13 protein-coding genes and 1 pseudogene are annotated in these 13114 nt (G+C 65.4%); 1 reads left to right on the top strand and 13 read right to left on the bottom strand.

From position 1 onward, the window contains the following. Positions 1–127: 127 nt before the first annotated feature. The 7 genes and pseudogenes from ACUYMZ_RS09000 to ACUYMZ_RS08970 form a co-directional block, all read right to left on the bottom strand. The gene (locus ACUYMZ_RS09000; protein WP_223936578.1) at positions 128–562 is read right to left on the bottom strand and encodes a helix-turn-helix domain-containing protein; all 435 of its coding nucleotides are present in this window, start codon (positions 560–562) and stop codon (positions 128–130) included. A 139-nt stretch (positions 563–701) separates the two neighbouring features. Next, the gene (locus ACUYMZ_RS08995) at positions 702–1217 is read right to left on the bottom strand and encodes a CinA family protein (protein ID WP_426006848.1); all 516 of its coding nucleotides are present in this window, start codon (positions 1215–1217) and stop codon (positions 702–704) included. Then, a complete protein-coding gene (gene pgsA, locus ACUYMZ_RS08990; protein ID WP_426006846.1) occupies positions 1214–1816 on the bottom strand; it encodes a CDP-diacylglycerol--glycerol-3-phosphate 3-phosphatidyltransferase in 603 nt (200 codons plus the stop codon). Before pgsA ends, ACUYMZ_RS08995 begins: the two co-directional genes overlap by 4 nt. Positions 1817–1854: 38 nt before the next feature. Beyond that, a pseudogene (locus ACUYMZ_RS08985) lies at positions 1855–4702 on the bottom strand (FtsK/SpoIIIE family DNA translocase). Between the two features lie 76 nt (positions 4703–4778). Continuing rightward, positions 4779–6470 carry a ribonuclease J gene (locus ACUYMZ_RS08980; protein ID WP_426006842.1) on the bottom strand — a complete coding sequence of 564 codons (1692 nt, stop codon included), beginning with the start codon at positions 6468–6470 and terminating at the stop codon, positions 4779–4781. A gap of 26 nt (positions 6471–6496) precedes the next feature. Beyond that, positions 6497–7408 (bottom strand): 4-hydroxy-tetrahydrodipicolinate synthase, encoded by a 912-nt coding sequence (dapA, locus tag ACUYMZ_RS08975; protein WP_442424161.1) that lies wholly within the window; start codon positions 7406–7408, stop codon positions 6497–6499. A gap of 61 nt (positions 7409–7469) precedes the next feature. Then, positions 7470–7805, bottom strand: a complete 336-nt coding sequence (locus ACUYMZ_RS08970) for a hypothetical protein (protein WP_426006838.1) — start codon at positions 7803–7805, stop codon at positions 7470–7472. 116 nt (positions 7806–7921) lie between these two features. Between ACUYMZ_RS08970 and ACUYMZ_RS08965 the strand changes: the two genes are divergently transcribed. Next, positions 7922–9157 carry a heparan-alpha-glucosaminide N-acetyltransferase domain-containing protein gene (locus ACUYMZ_RS08965; protein ID WP_481602807.1) on the top strand — a complete coding sequence of 412 codons (1236 nt, stop codon included), beginning with the start codon at positions 7922–7924 and terminating at the stop codon, positions 9155–9157. On the opposite strand, the gene ACUYMZ_RS08960 is transcribed toward ACUYMZ_RS08965, so the two are convergent. From ACUYMZ_RS08960 to ACUYMZ_RS08935, 6 genes are read right to left on the bottom strand one after another with little or no spacing between them, the layout of a single operon-like run. Further along, positions 9136–9621, bottom strand: a complete 486-nt coding sequence (locus ACUYMZ_RS08960) for a hypothetical protein (RefSeq protein WP_426006835.1) — start codon at positions 9619–9621, stop codon at positions 9136–9138. The genes ACUYMZ_RS08965 and ACUYMZ_RS08960 overlap by 22 nt on opposite strands. Position 9622: 1 nt before the next feature. Next, complete coding sequence (gene dapB, locus ACUYMZ_RS08955; protein ID WP_426006833.1) at positions 9623–10381, bottom strand: 4-hydroxy-tetrahydrodipicolinate reductase; 759 nt, start codon at positions 10379–10381, stop codon at positions 9623–9625. Positions 10382–10422: 41 nt separating this feature from the next. Then, the gene (locus ACUYMZ_RS08950) at positions 10423–10878 is read right to left on the bottom strand and encodes a molybdenum cofactor biosynthesis protein MoaE (RefSeq protein ID WP_426006832.1); all 456 of its coding nucleotides are present in this window, start codon (positions 10876–10878) and stop codon (positions 10423–10425) included. Then, the gene (locus ACUYMZ_RS08945; protein ID WP_426006830.1) at positions 10868–11371 is read right to left on the bottom strand and encodes a MogA/MoaB family molybdenum cofactor biosynthesis protein; all 504 of its coding nucleotides are present in this window, start codon (positions 11369–11371) and stop codon (positions 10868–10870) included. Before ACUYMZ_RS08945 ends, ACUYMZ_RS08950 begins: the two co-directional genes overlap by 11 nt. After that, positions 11368–11895 (bottom strand): cyclic pyranopterin monophosphate synthase MoaC, encoded by a 528-nt coding sequence (moaC, locus tag ACUYMZ_RS08940; protein ID WP_481602806.1) that lies wholly within the window; start codon positions 11893–11895, stop codon positions 11368–11370. The genes ACUYMZ_RS08945 and moaC overlap by 4 nt, the downstream gene beginning before the upstream one ends. Beyond that, complete coding sequence (locus tag ACUYMZ_RS08935) at positions 11883–13097, bottom strand: molybdopterin molybdotransferase MoeA (RefSeq protein ID WP_426006826.1); 1215 nt, start codon at positions 13095–13097, stop codon at positions 11883–11885. Before ACUYMZ_RS08935 ends, moaC begins: the two co-directional genes overlap by 13 nt. Positions 13098–13114 lie beyond the last annotated feature (17 nt).

Below are 13114 nucleotides of genomic sequence, written 5' to 3'. Positions count from 1 at the left end.
GGATACACCTGGAAGACCATCTGCCCAGCCCCGCCACGCCCCGGGTGGGTCAGCCCCGAAACCACACACAAAAAGGTCCCTGGCCTTGCGGCCAGGGACCTTTTGCATTGGTCTGGTGCGTGGACTCCTAGCGGGCTCCGGAGAGCATGCCCTGCGGGAAGTCGTCAGTGAGGTCAAGATCACGACCGTAGCGCTGCGAGAACTCCTGCGGCACGGTGTCCGGAACAGCAACACCTTCAGCAACTGCAACGCGGTCGCTGACCTCGCGCAGCATGCTGGACAGCGGGACGTCCAAGGCGGTGCAGATTGACGAAAGAAGCTCGGAGGAAGCTTCCTTCTGGCCGCGTTCAACCTCACTCAAGTATCCGAGCGAGACACGGGCGCTGTGCGATACCTCGCGAAGCGTGCGGCCCTGACGCTGGCGGACATCGCGCAGTACATCACCGATTTCGTGGCGTAGTACGACCATTTTGCGCTCCTTCTGTTCGCTCTGTGCCTGATCAGCCAAGCCCACATCCTTCCAGCGGACCACGCCGTTTACGGATACGGGCTGCTTTACCATCTGTATCGCCTTGCTCCCTCATTAGTTCCGGTCCGCTGGCTGGCGGGACCGGGTCGGTTTCTACATCCTAGGCGCCCCGGCCTTTCCGAAGCGACACAATGACACAACTATTGGCAATGAGTTTTTGTTCCCGGTTGCTTTACGCACGGTAACCAAGGCCCTCCAACGTATCGAGCAGCCGCGCCAGTGCGCTGCTGCAGGCTTGTTCCCTGATACTTTGCCTGTCCCCCGAAAATGCGTATTCAAACGCTTCCGCTCCTTCCGGTGCAGCCACTCCGATGAAGACCGTGCCCACCTTCTTGCCGTCGTGGGGTTCGGGTCCTGCCACGCCGGTCGTGGAAATTCCTATGTCAGCCCCGCAGGCCCGCCGGGCGCCCTCCGCCATGGCTGCCGCCACTCCTCCGTCCACCGACCCGACGGCATCGAGCAGCGTGCGGGACACTCCAAGGACATCGGCCTTGACGGAGTTCTGGTAGGCCACCACTCCGCCCTGCAGCATCCCGGATGCCCCTGGCGTGCCGGCCAGGGCCGCCGCGACCATGCCGGCTGTCAGCGACTCGGCCGTGGCAACCGTCAGGTGCTTTCCCAGAGCCAAGGCGACGGCCGCCGTCGCTGTTTGGGCAGCAGGCGGTTCCGCTCCCGGGAGGCCGCTCATGCGCGGCGTCCGGCAGCCCGGAGCTTGAGCGCCTGGACCACGTACTCCACTCCGGTCCACAACGTGATCGCCAACGCCAGCATCATGACGCAGAAGGCAACGATAACCAGCCATGGAGCCATGGCTTCCAAAGGCATGATGTAAAGGAAGATGGCAACGGTCTGGACCACGGTCTTCAGCTTCCCGCCGCGGGACGCCGGCATGACGCCGTAACGGATCACGAAGAAGCGCAGGGCGGTAATGCCCCACTCACGGGCAAGGATGAGGATGGTGACCCACCACGGGAGCTCGCCCAGGAAGGACAGCAGGACGAGTGCCGAGCCAATAAGCAGCTTGTCGGCGATGGGATCGGCGATCTTCCCGAAATTGGTGATGAGGCCACGCGCCCGGGCGATGTCGCCGTCGAGCTTGTCCGTGTAGATCGCCACCGCGAAGGCAACCACTGCCGCCCAGCGCCAGAGACCGTCCTGGCCGTTGTCGGCCAGCAGGAACCATACGAAAAACGGAACAAGGACGATGCGGAGCATCGTGAGGATGTTCGGCAGGTTCCAGACGTCGGAGCTGCTGGAAGTGGCGTTGTCACCCTCGGCTGTAGTCACTCCTCTAGGCTACCGTCTGACGGTGTCCCTCCTGAAAGTCACCTGCCGGTGAGCGACCAGGGCATCCTCACCGTCGTCATCGTCCTTGCGTCCGTCAGCGTCGTCGTAGTAGTCGATGGCTTGGGTCCGGTTGTCGAGGTCTGCGGCGACGACGTCCTCGGCATAACCGCCGACGCCGATGTTCGAGTTTGCGTTATCGCTGAGCGCCGCGGTGTGGGCATCCGGCGCGGCCGGCGCTTCCTGTCCCTTCATGGCGGCCAGGACCGCGGCAAGATCATCCGGCTTCACCAGAACGTCGCGGGCCTTGGAACCCTCGGAGGGTCCCACCACCCCGCGGGACTCCAGCAGGTCCATCAGGCGGCCTGCCTTCGCAAAACCGACGCGGAGCTTGCGCTGCAGCATGGAGGTTGAGCCGAACTGCGTAGTGACCACCAGCTCAGTGGCCTGGAGCAGGACCTCGAGGTCGTCACCAATGTCGTCGTCGATCTGCTTCTTGGGCGCGTCCGCAGCGACGTCGTCGCGGTAGACCGCCTGCAGCTGGCCTTTGACGTGCTCCACGACCTTATGGATTTCCGACTCGGAAACCCAGGCGCCCTGGACGCGCATGGCCTTGGAAGCGCCCATCGGCAGGAAGAGGGCGTCACCCTGGCCGATAAGCTTCTCGGCTCCCGGCTGGTCCAGCACAACCCGTGAGTCCGTGACGGACGAGGTGGCGAAGGCCATGCGGGAGGGCACGTTGGCCTTGATCAAACCCGTCACGACGTCCACGGACGGACGCTGGGTTGCCAGCACCAGGTGGATGCCGGCGGCGCGGGCCAGCTGCGTGATGCGGACGATGGAATCTTCGACGTCGCGCGGGGCCACCATCATGAGGTCGGCGAGTTCGTCCACGATCACCAGGAGATATGGATAGGGCTTGATGACCCGCTTGGAGTCGACCGGTGGCGTGACCTTGCCGGCCCGGACGGCCTTGTTGAAGTCGTCAATGTGCTTGTAGCCGTAGTTGGCGAGGTCGTCGTAGCGGGCATCCATCTCCCGAACCACCCATTGGAGCGCCTCGGCGGCTTTCTTGGGGTTGGTGATGATGGGAGTGATGAGGTGCGGAACGCCCTCGTACGCCGTGAGTTCAACCCGCTTGGGGTCCACCATGACCATGCGGACTTCGTCAGGCGTGGCCCGCATCAGCAGGGAGGTGATCATCGAGTTCACGAAACTCGACTTACCGGCGCCCGTGGCACCTGCCACCAGGAGGTGGGGCATCTTGGCGAGGTTGGCCACCACGTAGCCGCCCTCGACGTCCTTGCCCACGCCCATGACCATCGGATGGTCCGTACGGCGGGCGTTCTGGCTCCGGAGGACGTCGCCCAGCGAGACGGTTTCGCGGTCCGTGTTGGGGATCTCGATGCCGATCGCAGACTTGCCCGGGATGGGGCTCAGGATGCGGACATCGCTTGAAGCGACGGCGTAGGAGATGTTCTTGGACAGTGCCGTGACACGTTCGACCTTGGTGCCGGGCGACAACTCGATCTCGTAGCGCGTGACCGTAGGACCTCGGCTGAAGCCCGTCACGGTGGCGTCGACGTTGAACTGCGTCAAGGTGTCCGTCAGCGCGGCCACGACGGCGTCGTTGGCCTCGGTGCGCTCCTTGGGAATGGACCCGGGTGTCAGGAAGTCGGAGGCGGGCAGGGTGTACGTGACATCGCCGGCCAACGACAGCTGTTCTGTCCGCTGCGGGATCGGGGTGGGCGGAGGCGGCGGCGTGGCAGGCCTGGCAGGCACCTGGGCTGCCGGCTGGGCCACAGTGTCCGGCGTGAGCACCGGAATCGCTTCCGTGGGATTGTCCAGGCCGGGAGCGGCTGCAAGGCCCTGGGCGGCCTTGATCTTCCCGACGGCGATCTCGGCCTGCGTAGGCCGGCGCACGCCGGGCGGGACGCGGGGCGCGGACGCGGCAGAGGACTCGTCGTCGTCCACCAAGGCATGCTCAAAGGCTTCGTCGCCAACATAGCCTTCCAGCCCTGCTTCGGTCTCCCCGTCCTTGCCGAAGAGCCGCATGCGCTTCTTTTTGCGGGACTTGGCCGCCGGTTCATCCCCGTACAGATAGCTGCGGTCATGGGCGTCGGCACGGGCTTCCTCGAGATCCACTCCCATGAGGTGCTCGTAGGCGGCGCGGATGCGGGACGGGATGGCACCGAACGGGGTCGCCGTCACGATCAGCAGGGACACGAAAGCCAAAAGGCTGTACAGCAGAACCGGAACGGCCGCGTGGATGGCTGCAAGGGGCGAGGCGGCCAGGAAACCGAGCATGCCACCTGCGCGGCGCAAGCCATCGAAGCCTTCAGACACCGTGGGCTGTCCACCAATGATGTGAGCCAGTCCCGATCCGGCGAGGGTCATGATCATGAAGCCAATGCCAACGCGGTTGTTGCCGCGCCCATCCTGCGGCTTTCGGAAGAGGCGGAAGGCGCAGACAAAGAGCATGAGCGGCAGCAGCAGCGTCATCCAGCCGAAGGTGCCGTTGACCACGCTGTAGACGATGTCGGGAAGCCATCCGGTCAGGCCCCACCAGGCGAAGGTGGCAATGGCGATGCCCAGCACAAGGTTGAAGAGGGCGGCGCCGTCCCTGCGGTCCGCTGGGTCGAGGTCGCTGACATCATGGCCGATCCGGCGGACGCCGGCTCCGACGACGTGGCCCACGCCCTGCCAGGCACCGGACACCATGCGCAACGGCAGCGGAGCCTGGACATCGGCTGTTTGCCTGGCGCGGGGAGAGCTGCCCCTGCCGCCCTTTGCTGCCGACGCACTTTTGGATGCAGCGGTGCCCCGGCCCGAGGTGCCGGATTTACTGCTTGAGCTGCCTCGTGGCGTGGATGAAGTACGGGTCGCCATATCTGCCACGCTACCCCAAGGGGGCCTGAAACCAGCGGATTTCAGGCCCCCTTGGGGTATGCATGTTGCCGGAGCGCTAAGCCTCCAGCACGACGGGGATGATCATGGGCCGCCGGCGGAGTTTCCGGTTCACCCAGGTTCCGATGACCCTCCGCACCACTTGTTGCAACTGGTGGTTGGTGTGGTCCGTGTGGTTGAGGACGGCTTCTTCCAACGCCGCGTTGATCTTGGGGATGATTTCGTCGAAGACGGCGTCATCCTCCGCTACGCCCCGGGCATGGATTTCCGGGCCGGAAACAATCTTCCCGGTAGTGCGGTTGATCACCGTGATCACCGAGATAAAGCCCTCGTCGCCCAGGATGCGCCGGTCCTTGAGGTCCGCGTCGGTGATTTCGCCCACGCTGGAGCCATCCACATAGACAAAGCCAACTTCCACTTGGCCAACGATCCTGGCCTTGTGGTCCTTGAGGTCGATCACGCTGCCGTTGTCGCTAAGGATGATTCCTTCAGAAGCCACTCCCGATTCCCGGGCGATATTGCCGTTGGCTATCAGGTGACGCGTTTCACCGTGAACCGGCATGGCATTGAGCGGCTTCAGGATGTTGTAGCAGTACAGCAGCTCACCGGCCGCTGCGTGGCCGGAAACGTGGACCTTGGCCGTGCCTTTGTGGATGACCTCGGCGCCGAGCTTGAGAAGGCCGTTTATGATGCGGAAGACGGCGTTCTCGTTGCCCGGGATGAGGCTGGACGCCAGGATGACGGTGTCACCCGGGCCCACCACCACCCGGTGGTCTCCGTTGGCCATCCGGGACAGGGCAGCCATGGGTTCGCCCTGCGAGCCTGTGGACATCAGGACAACACGGTCGTCGGGCAGGTCATCGATGTTCTTGATGTCCACCAGGATGCCGTCGGGAACGTCCAGGTAGCCAAGCTTCGCGGCGATGGCCATGTTGCGCACCATGGAACGGCCCACGAAAGCCACGTAACGGCCGTGCTTGGACGCTGCGTCGAGGACCTGCTGGACCCGGTGGACGTGAGAGGAGAAGGAAGCGACGATCAGGCGCTTTTTGGCCGTGGCGAACAACCGGTCCAGTGTGGGACCGATTTCCTTTTCGGCCGTGGTGAAACCCGGGACATCGGCGTTGGTGGAGTCCGCCATGAAGAGGTCCACGCCCTCTTCTCCGAGGCGGGCAAAATGCCGGAGGTCGGTGATGCGGCCGTCCAGTGGCAACTGGTCCATCTTGAAGTCGCCGGTGTGGAGGACTGTCCCGCCCTCCGTCCGGATGAAGACAGCCAGGGCATCCGGTATGGAGTGGTTGACGGCCACGAATTCACATTCGAACGGACCGAACTGTTCCACCTGGCCCTCGGTGACGGTCAGCGTGTAGGGCTTGATCCGGTGTTCCTGCAGCTTGGCTTCGACAAGCGCCAGGGTCAGCTGGGAGCCGATCAGGGGAATGTCCTGCTTGAGGCGCAGCAAATACGGTACTGCGCCGATGTGGTCTTCGTGGCCGTGGGTCAGAACGACACCGACCACATCGTCCAGGCGGTCCTCGATATAGGAGAAATCGGGCAGGATGAGGTCGACGCCCGGCTGCGTTTCCTCAGGGAAAAGCACGCCGCAGTCAACAACCAGCAGCTTGCCGCCGATCTCGAAGACCGCCATGTTGCGGCCGATCTCCCCCAGCCCGCCGAGCGGAACGATCCGCAGGGTTCCGTTCGGCAGTTTTGGGGGCGTAACCAGGCCGGGAAGGGCGGTTTGGGTCATATTATGCTTCTTTCCGGCAGGCTGTCCTAGACGTTGAAGTCCATCCCAGCTTCTGCCAAATCCCCGCGGATCATGGTGATCTCGGCCTCGTCCGGCTCCACGAGGGGCAAACGGACAACCGAGTTGGGCAGGACTCCCTGCCACTTGAGAATCTGCTTGGCGGCTACGGCGCCCTGGACCCGGGTCATGGTTGCACGCACCACGGGCTCCAGCTCAAAGTTGATGGTCCTCGCCGTGGCGAGGTCGCTGGCGTTCACGGCGTCGATGAGCTCGCGGAAGCGCCTGGTGGCCACATGGGTGGTGACGCCAACCAGGCCAACGGCACCGAGTGCCATCCACTGGAGGGTCAGTCCGTCGTCTCCCGAGTAGAACAGCAGGTCCGTTTCGGCCATGACCCGGGTGGCGGCGGCAAAGTCCGCCTTGGCGTCCTTCACGGCCACGATGTTCTGGTGCCTGGCCAGCCGGATCATGGTTTCGGGCGCAATCTGGATGGACGAACGGCCCGGAATGTCATACAGCATCACCGGCAGGTCCGTGGCTGACGCCACTGTTTCGAAGTGCGCCTGAACGCCCGCCTGGCTCGGCTTGTTGTAGTACGGGGTGACGATCAGGAGACCGTCGACGCCGACCTCCGCCGCACGCTGCGAAAGGTGCACCGAGTGCGCGGTGTCGTTGGTGCCGGTTCCGGCGATGATGGCGGCCTTTCCGCCGACGGCTTCCTTGACCGCGCGGAACATGCCGACGTTTTCCTCGTCAGTGAGGGTGGACGTCTCTCCCGTGGTTCCGGTGACCACGAGGCCGTCGCAGCCATCTGCCACAAGCTTTTCCGCCAATGCCGCGGCCTGGTCGTAGTCGACCTTGCCGTCCTCGCTGAACGGGGTGACCATTGCGGTCAGCAGGGTACCAAGTGCAGGAACAGAGGCGCGGGAGTCAGACATAAGAAAAACGTTACCTTGTGACGGGCGTGTTACGGGAATGGGACTCCCGTGATGGTCATCATCAGGCCGGGCGCCGGAACCTTGAGGGTGCCTCCCCACAGTAGTGCGCCACGGCCCGCTCCTTCAGCTGCTCCGCCCATGCAACAAGCTTCTGCGACGCCCGGACGTACTCGAACAGCTCCAGCGGCGTCAGGGCATCGAGGTCTGTTTCGGCAAGGCGGCGGGCCAGTTCAGCCCCGGGCGCCTGCTCTGAAAGCACTGCGCCTTCCCTGCGCCACTGGACGTCTTCCGGCGGTTCTCCCGCAACCAACTGCCGGAAGAGGAAGTCGACCACGCCGGGACTCATGGCCTTCATGGGCCCGCTGAGACCTTCCAGCGCCTTCGGGTCATCGTTCATGCAGCCATGGTATTCGAACATATATTCGAAGACAAGGAGGAGGGCGGAAGGGGGGCACAGGCTTGCCAGGCTATGCCGCACAGCCGCCACCCAGCACTGCATGAGAACATCTGAGCATGACTTCACAAGAGACTGCGCCGCCGAACCGGAGGGTCTCTGGAGGTGGGGGTGCCGCACCCCGCCTCACGGGCATTGACGCGGCCCGGGGCGTTGCCTTGCTGGGCATGATGGCCACGCACCTGATGCCGACGTTCGGCCCCTCGCCCGGATGGGAGCCCACCTGGATCGGCCTGACGTTCTCCGGGAGATCGGCGGCCCTGTTTGCTGTGCTGGCAGGCGTGGGACTGGCCCTGGGCACGGGAAAGCAGGACCCCCGGCACGGAAGCAGCCTCCGGGCCGCCCGCGGAGGCGTCGCGATGCGCGCGCTGGTGATTGCCGTCGTCGGGCTTTCCCTGGGCGGGCTCGAAGTGAACATCGCTATCATCCTGGTCCACTACGCGCTGTTGTTCCTGTGCATCCTTCCGTTCCTGGGGTTGCGCGCCAAGGCACTTTGGTTGTGGGCGCTCGGCTGGATCCTGGTGGCACCTTTCCTTGCCTATCTGGTCCGGCCCCTCCTGCTGGACGCGACCCCGCCCCTGCAACTGGGCCACAACCCCATGGGCGAAGACCTTCAGACCCCTGGCCGCCTGCTGGCCGACCTGTTCTTTACCGGGTACTACCCTGTCTTCCAGTGGATTGGCTACCTGCTGCTCGGCCTGGCTGCAGGACGCATGGCCCTGGCCACGGCAAGGGCACGGTGGCTGCTGCTGGGAGGTGGCGTTGCCGTGGCAGTCGTGGCAAAAACGGCAGGATTCCTGGCCATGGAGCAGTGGGGCGGCAGGCCGGCGCTCGAGGCGATCCCTGGAACCCGCGGGTATCCGCTGGAGAGCATGCTGCAGGTCAACCTGACCGGGCTGAGGCAGGTGGACTCATGGTGGTGGCTCGCCACGGCGGCTCCCCATGCAGGCACCACCCTGGACTTGCTGCACACCGGCGGGGTGGCAGCGGCAGTCATCGGGTTGTTCCTGATCCTTGGTTCCCTGGCAGAGCGCCTCAACGTCAACTTCCTGCTGGTGCTGAGCGGTCCGGGGGCGATGACGCTGACGCTGTACTCCCTGCACGTGTGGATCGTGTCCGGCTTCCATGAGCAGCCCCTGCCGGCAGGATGGACTGCCGAGGGCATGTACTGGGCCCAGGCCTTGGGAGCGGTGGCCATCGGCATGACCTTTGCGCTGCTCAGGCGGCGCGGGCCCCTTGAATGGCTCGCCCACCAGGCCGCAAGCCTGGGCAGTTACCGCCCGGCGGTCGGCTGAGCCCGGAAGAGCTTGACGGCGTCGCGCATGGAGGCCCGTGCCCTCTTGCGGTCCCCGGAAGCGTCATAGGCACAGCTGAGCCGGAACCACGAGCGCCAGTCTTCAGGGGCGGCTTCGGCTTCTGCCCGGTACTTTTCGAATTCCGCGTCGGCTGCAGCCCTGACGATGCGGCCACCGGGCGTGCGTGGCAGGTTGTCCACCGGCAGGCCTCCCTCCGACTCCAGCACCTTCGCCATTTGTTCGGTGCGGGCACCGAACAGCAACTCGCGGATGAGCGCCCACGCGCCGATGATGGGCAGGACCAGGTAGGCAGCACCGATGCCCTTGGCCATCAGGTTGGGGTCGCCCAGCAACAGCAGCGACCGCTGCAGCGACACCACCAGGTACAGCACCAGCAGCAAGGTGATGGCGCCGACCCAGATCTTGGTCCGGTTGCGCTTCAGGGTCTCCCAGGCCGTGGCCATGCTAGAGCCCCAGGTCCAGGTAGCCGTCCAAACCGACCGTCAGGCCAGGGTGGGACGCGACCTTGCGCAGGCCAAGCAGGACGCCGGGCATGAAGGACGCCCGGTCGAAGGAGTCGTGGCGCAGGGTGAACTGCTCACCGGGTCCCCCGAGCAGCACTTCCTGGTGTGCCACCAGTCCGCGGAGCCGGACACTGTGGACGCGGACGCCGTCAACATCGCAGCCCCGGGCTCCGTCCAGGGCGGTCTCCGTGGCGTCGGGGCTGGCGGGGACTCCTGCGTCCTTCCGGGCCTCTGCGATCAGCTGCGCCGTGCGCACTGCGGTTCCCGACGGCGCATCCACCTTGTTGGGGTGGTGCAGCTCAATGATTTCCACGGATTCGAAATATTGGGAGGCCTTGGCGGCGAAGGCAGAAGCAAGGACCGATCCAAGCGCGAAGTTGGGTGCAATCAGGACGCCGGTGTCCGGCTTCTGCTCCAGGAGGCCGGCCAGGGAGGCAAGCTTCCGGGCGTCCCAGCCAGTGGTTCCCACCACGGCGTGAATGCCGTGCTCCACGGCGAACCGGACGTTGGTCTCCGTGGTGTCCGGAACGGTGAGGTCGACAATGTACCGCGCACCTGCATCGAGCAGCGTTTCCAGGGAATCGCCCCGGCCCAGGGAGGCCACGAGCTTCATGTCTTCGGCCGCTTCCACGGCTTTGACGGCTTCGATCCCCATGCGCCCGTGGGCGCCCAGCACTGCTACGGCAAGTTGTTCGGTCATGCCGTTAACCCTACCGCCGGGCCGGGTTCGGGACGGAACCGTTACTCCCCTGCGCCCACCCATTCGACGGTGCCGTCGCTGAAGAACTGTTCCTTCCAGATCGGGACCCGGGCCTTGATCCGGTCCACCAGTTCCGAGCAGACGGCGAACGCCTGTCCGCGGTGTGCAGCAGCCACGGCGCACACCAGCGCAGGATCGCCGATCTCCAGCATGCCGATCCTGTGGGCGGCCCAGATCCGGACCGGCCGTTCTGCTTCGCCCGAGTGCTCGGCGACCAGTTCGGCCACGACCTCGGACATCACAGCGTGCGCTGTGGGGTGCGCGCTGTAGCTCAGCCGGTCCACTGCCTTGCCGGAGTCGTGGTTGCGGACCACGCCGCTGAAGCTGACCACGGCCCCCGACGTATCCGACTCGACGGCGGCAATCGCCTGGTCCACGGAGATGGGCTCAGCGCTGAGGACGGCGCTGACCACTTCAAAATTAGTTTCAGTGCCCATGGCTTCCTTCCAATTGGTCACAAAGATGTCCGATCACGGGATCCAGGACGGCCAGCCCATCCATGACGCCTTTGGGCGACCCCGGAAGATTGATGATAAAAGTCCTGCCGGCCGCACCTGCGTGGCCACGGCTCAACATCGCCATGGGAGTTTTGGCCGCTCCGGCACGGCGGATGCCTTCCATGATGCCCGGAATTTCCCGGTCCAGTAGCGGCAGCGTCATTTCCGGCGTGCGGTCGTCAGGGCTGAGGCCGGTGCCTCCGCTGGTGATCACGACGGCGGGCCGCTGGGTCAGGAGCGCACGCAGCGCGGCTCCGACGGGCTCGCCATCGGGCACCACCATGGCAGGAAACGTCTCGAAGCCGTGCTCCCTCAGCCAGTCCACGATGACCGGCCCGGTGTCGTCGGCATAAATGCCCGCGGCGGCACGCGTCGAGGCAATGACCACCCCTGCCGTGCGGGGGCTGTGTCCCTGGGGTTCACACGCGCTCATTGCCCGGTACCTTCAGACCCGGCGTGTGCGTCCTTGGCTTGGCGGGTCCAGTCCCCGCTCTTGCCGCCGCTCTTGGCCAGCACCTGGATGTCCGTCAGGACAGCGTGCTTGTCCACGGCCTTGATCATGTCGTACACGCTCAGCGCCGCGACCGAAGCAGCCGTCAGCGCCTCCATCTCGACGCCGGTGACTCCCCTGGTCTTGACAGTCGCCAGAATGCCCACTGAATCGGTCCCCAGTTCGAAGTCGATGGTCACTTTGGACAGAGGCAGCGGGTGGCAGAGCGGGATAAGCTCCGGGGTCTTTTTGGCCGCCATGATCCCGGCTACACGGGCGACGGCGAGCGCGTCGCCTTTGGGCAGTTCGCCCGCTCCGAGGAGGGCCAGGACGTCGGGGGTGCTGTGGACTGTGGCGGTGGCGGTGGCTTCACGCATGGTGACGGCTTTGTCTGAGACATCCACCATCTGCGCGGTGCCGTCGTGCCGGAGGTGGGTGAGGCTGGGGTTGTGGTTCACAGCATCCATACTTCCACTTCCGCGCCTTCCGGCAGTTCCGTGACGTGGGCAGGGATGTGCACCAGTGCATTGGAAGTGGCCAACGCATGGACCAGGTGCGAACCCGGTCCGCCGATCAACCGGACCGTGCCGCCGCCGTCCAGGTATCCCCTGCGCACCTGGTGTTTGCCGGCGGGCGACGTGAGTGGTTCGGCAAGGCAAGCGCGCAGTACGGGCCGCGCCGCCGGCGAGCCATGGACGCTGCCAAGGGCGGGGCGGAGGAACATCTCGAAGGACACGAGGCAGCTGACGGGGTTTCCGGGAAAACCAAGGAAAGGTGTCCCGTGGAAACGGCCGATTCCCTGTGGGCCGCCGGGCTGCATGGCCACGGGGACAAACTCCACGGCGTGGCCGTCCATGGCCTGGCGCACTACCTCGTAGGCCCCTTTGCTGACACCGCCGGTGGTGACGATCAGGTCCACCTGTGCTGCATGTTCTTCCAGGACGGCCAGCAGTTTCCGGGGATCGTCGTCGGCGATCCCCGTGCGCAGGACATGGAGTCCGGCCTGGCGCATGGATGCTTCCAGCAGCGTGCTGTTGGAGTCGTAGATCTTTCCCACGGCGAGGGCCCGGCCCGGTTCCACCACTTCGTCGCCGGTAGTGAGCAGGAGGACGCGCAGGGGCCGGCGGACTTCTACGGTGGCCAGGCCCAGCGCAGCCAGGAGCCCCAGTTGGCCGGGGCCCAGCCGCGTACCTGCGGGAAGGGCCAGCGCGCCGGCAGGGATGTCGCTTCCCGCCTGCCTGATGTAGGTGCCGGGCGCGGTGGCGGGCAGGGCGACCATCGCGTCATCCTGGCCGGGCGGCGGGAAGGAATCGGGCTCGGCGGCCTCGATGGGGACCACGGCGTCAGCACCTTCGGGGATCATGGCCCCGGTCATGATCGGGGCCGCACTTCCGCGTTCCAGGGGTGCCGGCGCCGCCCCGGCGGGGACCGGGTCCGCCACCCTGAGCTCCGCGCCGCCGTCGGGCAGGTCTGATGAGTTGACGGCAAAGCCGTCCATTTGCGAGTTGGCAAAAGGCGGCAGGTCAAGGGGTGCGTAGAGGTCGACGGCGAGTACCCGGCCCAGTGCGTCCAGCAACGGAAGGTGCTCCCCGGCCGGGTGCCCGGCCCCTGTAGTCAGCAGTTCCGCCACTGCTGCCTGGTGGGCAGCAACAGATCTGGGCACGGGCATCCTCCTGTGGTGACTGT

Source organism: Arthrobacter sp. T572 (assembly GCF_056780115.1).
This window is presented reverse-complemented; position numbering and strand designations above follow the sequence as displayed.

Bases quoted from the DNA above. Each gene is read 5' to 3' on its own strand.
- ACUYMZ_RS09000 (WP_223936578.1), bottom strand. From the start codon at position 562: ATGGTAAAGCAGCCCGTATCCGTAAACGGCGTGGTCCGCTGGAAGGAT.
- ACUYMZ_RS08995 (WP_426006848.1), bottom strand. From the start codon at position 1,217: ATGAGCGGCCTCCCGGGAGCGGAACCGCCTGCTGCCCAAACAGCGACG.
- ACUYMZ_RS08980 (WP_426006842.1), bottom strand. From the start codon at position 6,470: ATGACCCAAACCGCCCTTCCCGGCCTGGTTACGCCCCCAAAACTGCCG.
- dapA (WP_442424161.1), bottom strand. From the start codon at position 7,408: ATGTCTGACTCCCGCGCCTCTGTTCCTGCACTTGGTACCCTGCTGACC.
- ACUYMZ_RS08970 (WP_426006838.1), bottom strand. From the start codon at position 7,805: ATGAACGATGACCCGAAGGCGCTGGAAGGTCTCAGCGGGCCCATGAAG.
- ACUYMZ_RS08965 (WP_481602807.1), top strand. From the start codon at position 7,922: ATGACTTCACAAGAGACTGCGCCGCCGAACCGGAGGGTCTCTGGAGGT.
- ACUYMZ_RS08960 (WP_426006835.1), bottom strand. From the start codon at position 9,621: ATGGCCACGGCCTGGGAGACCCTGAAGCGCAACCGGACCAAGATCTGG.
- dapB (WP_426006833.1), bottom strand. From the start codon at position 10,381: ATGACCGAACAACTTGCCGTAGCAGTGCTGGGCGCCCACGGGCGCATG.
- ACUYMZ_RS08950 (WP_426006832.1), bottom strand. From the start codon at position 10,878: ATGGGCACTGAAACTAATTTTGAAGTGGTCAGCGCCGTCCTCAGCGCT.
- ACUYMZ_RS08945 (WP_426006830.1), bottom strand. From the start codon at position 11,371: ATGAGCGCGTGTGAACCCCAGGGACACAGCCCCCGCACGGCAGGGGTG.
- moaC (WP_481602806.1), bottom strand. From the start codon at position 11,895: ATGGATGCTGTGAACCACAACCCCAGCCTCACCCACCTCCGGCACGAC.
- ACUYMZ_RS08935 (WP_426006826.1), bottom strand. From the start codon at position 13,097: ATGCCCGTGCCCAGATCTGTTGCTGCCCACCAGGCAGCAGTGGCGGAA.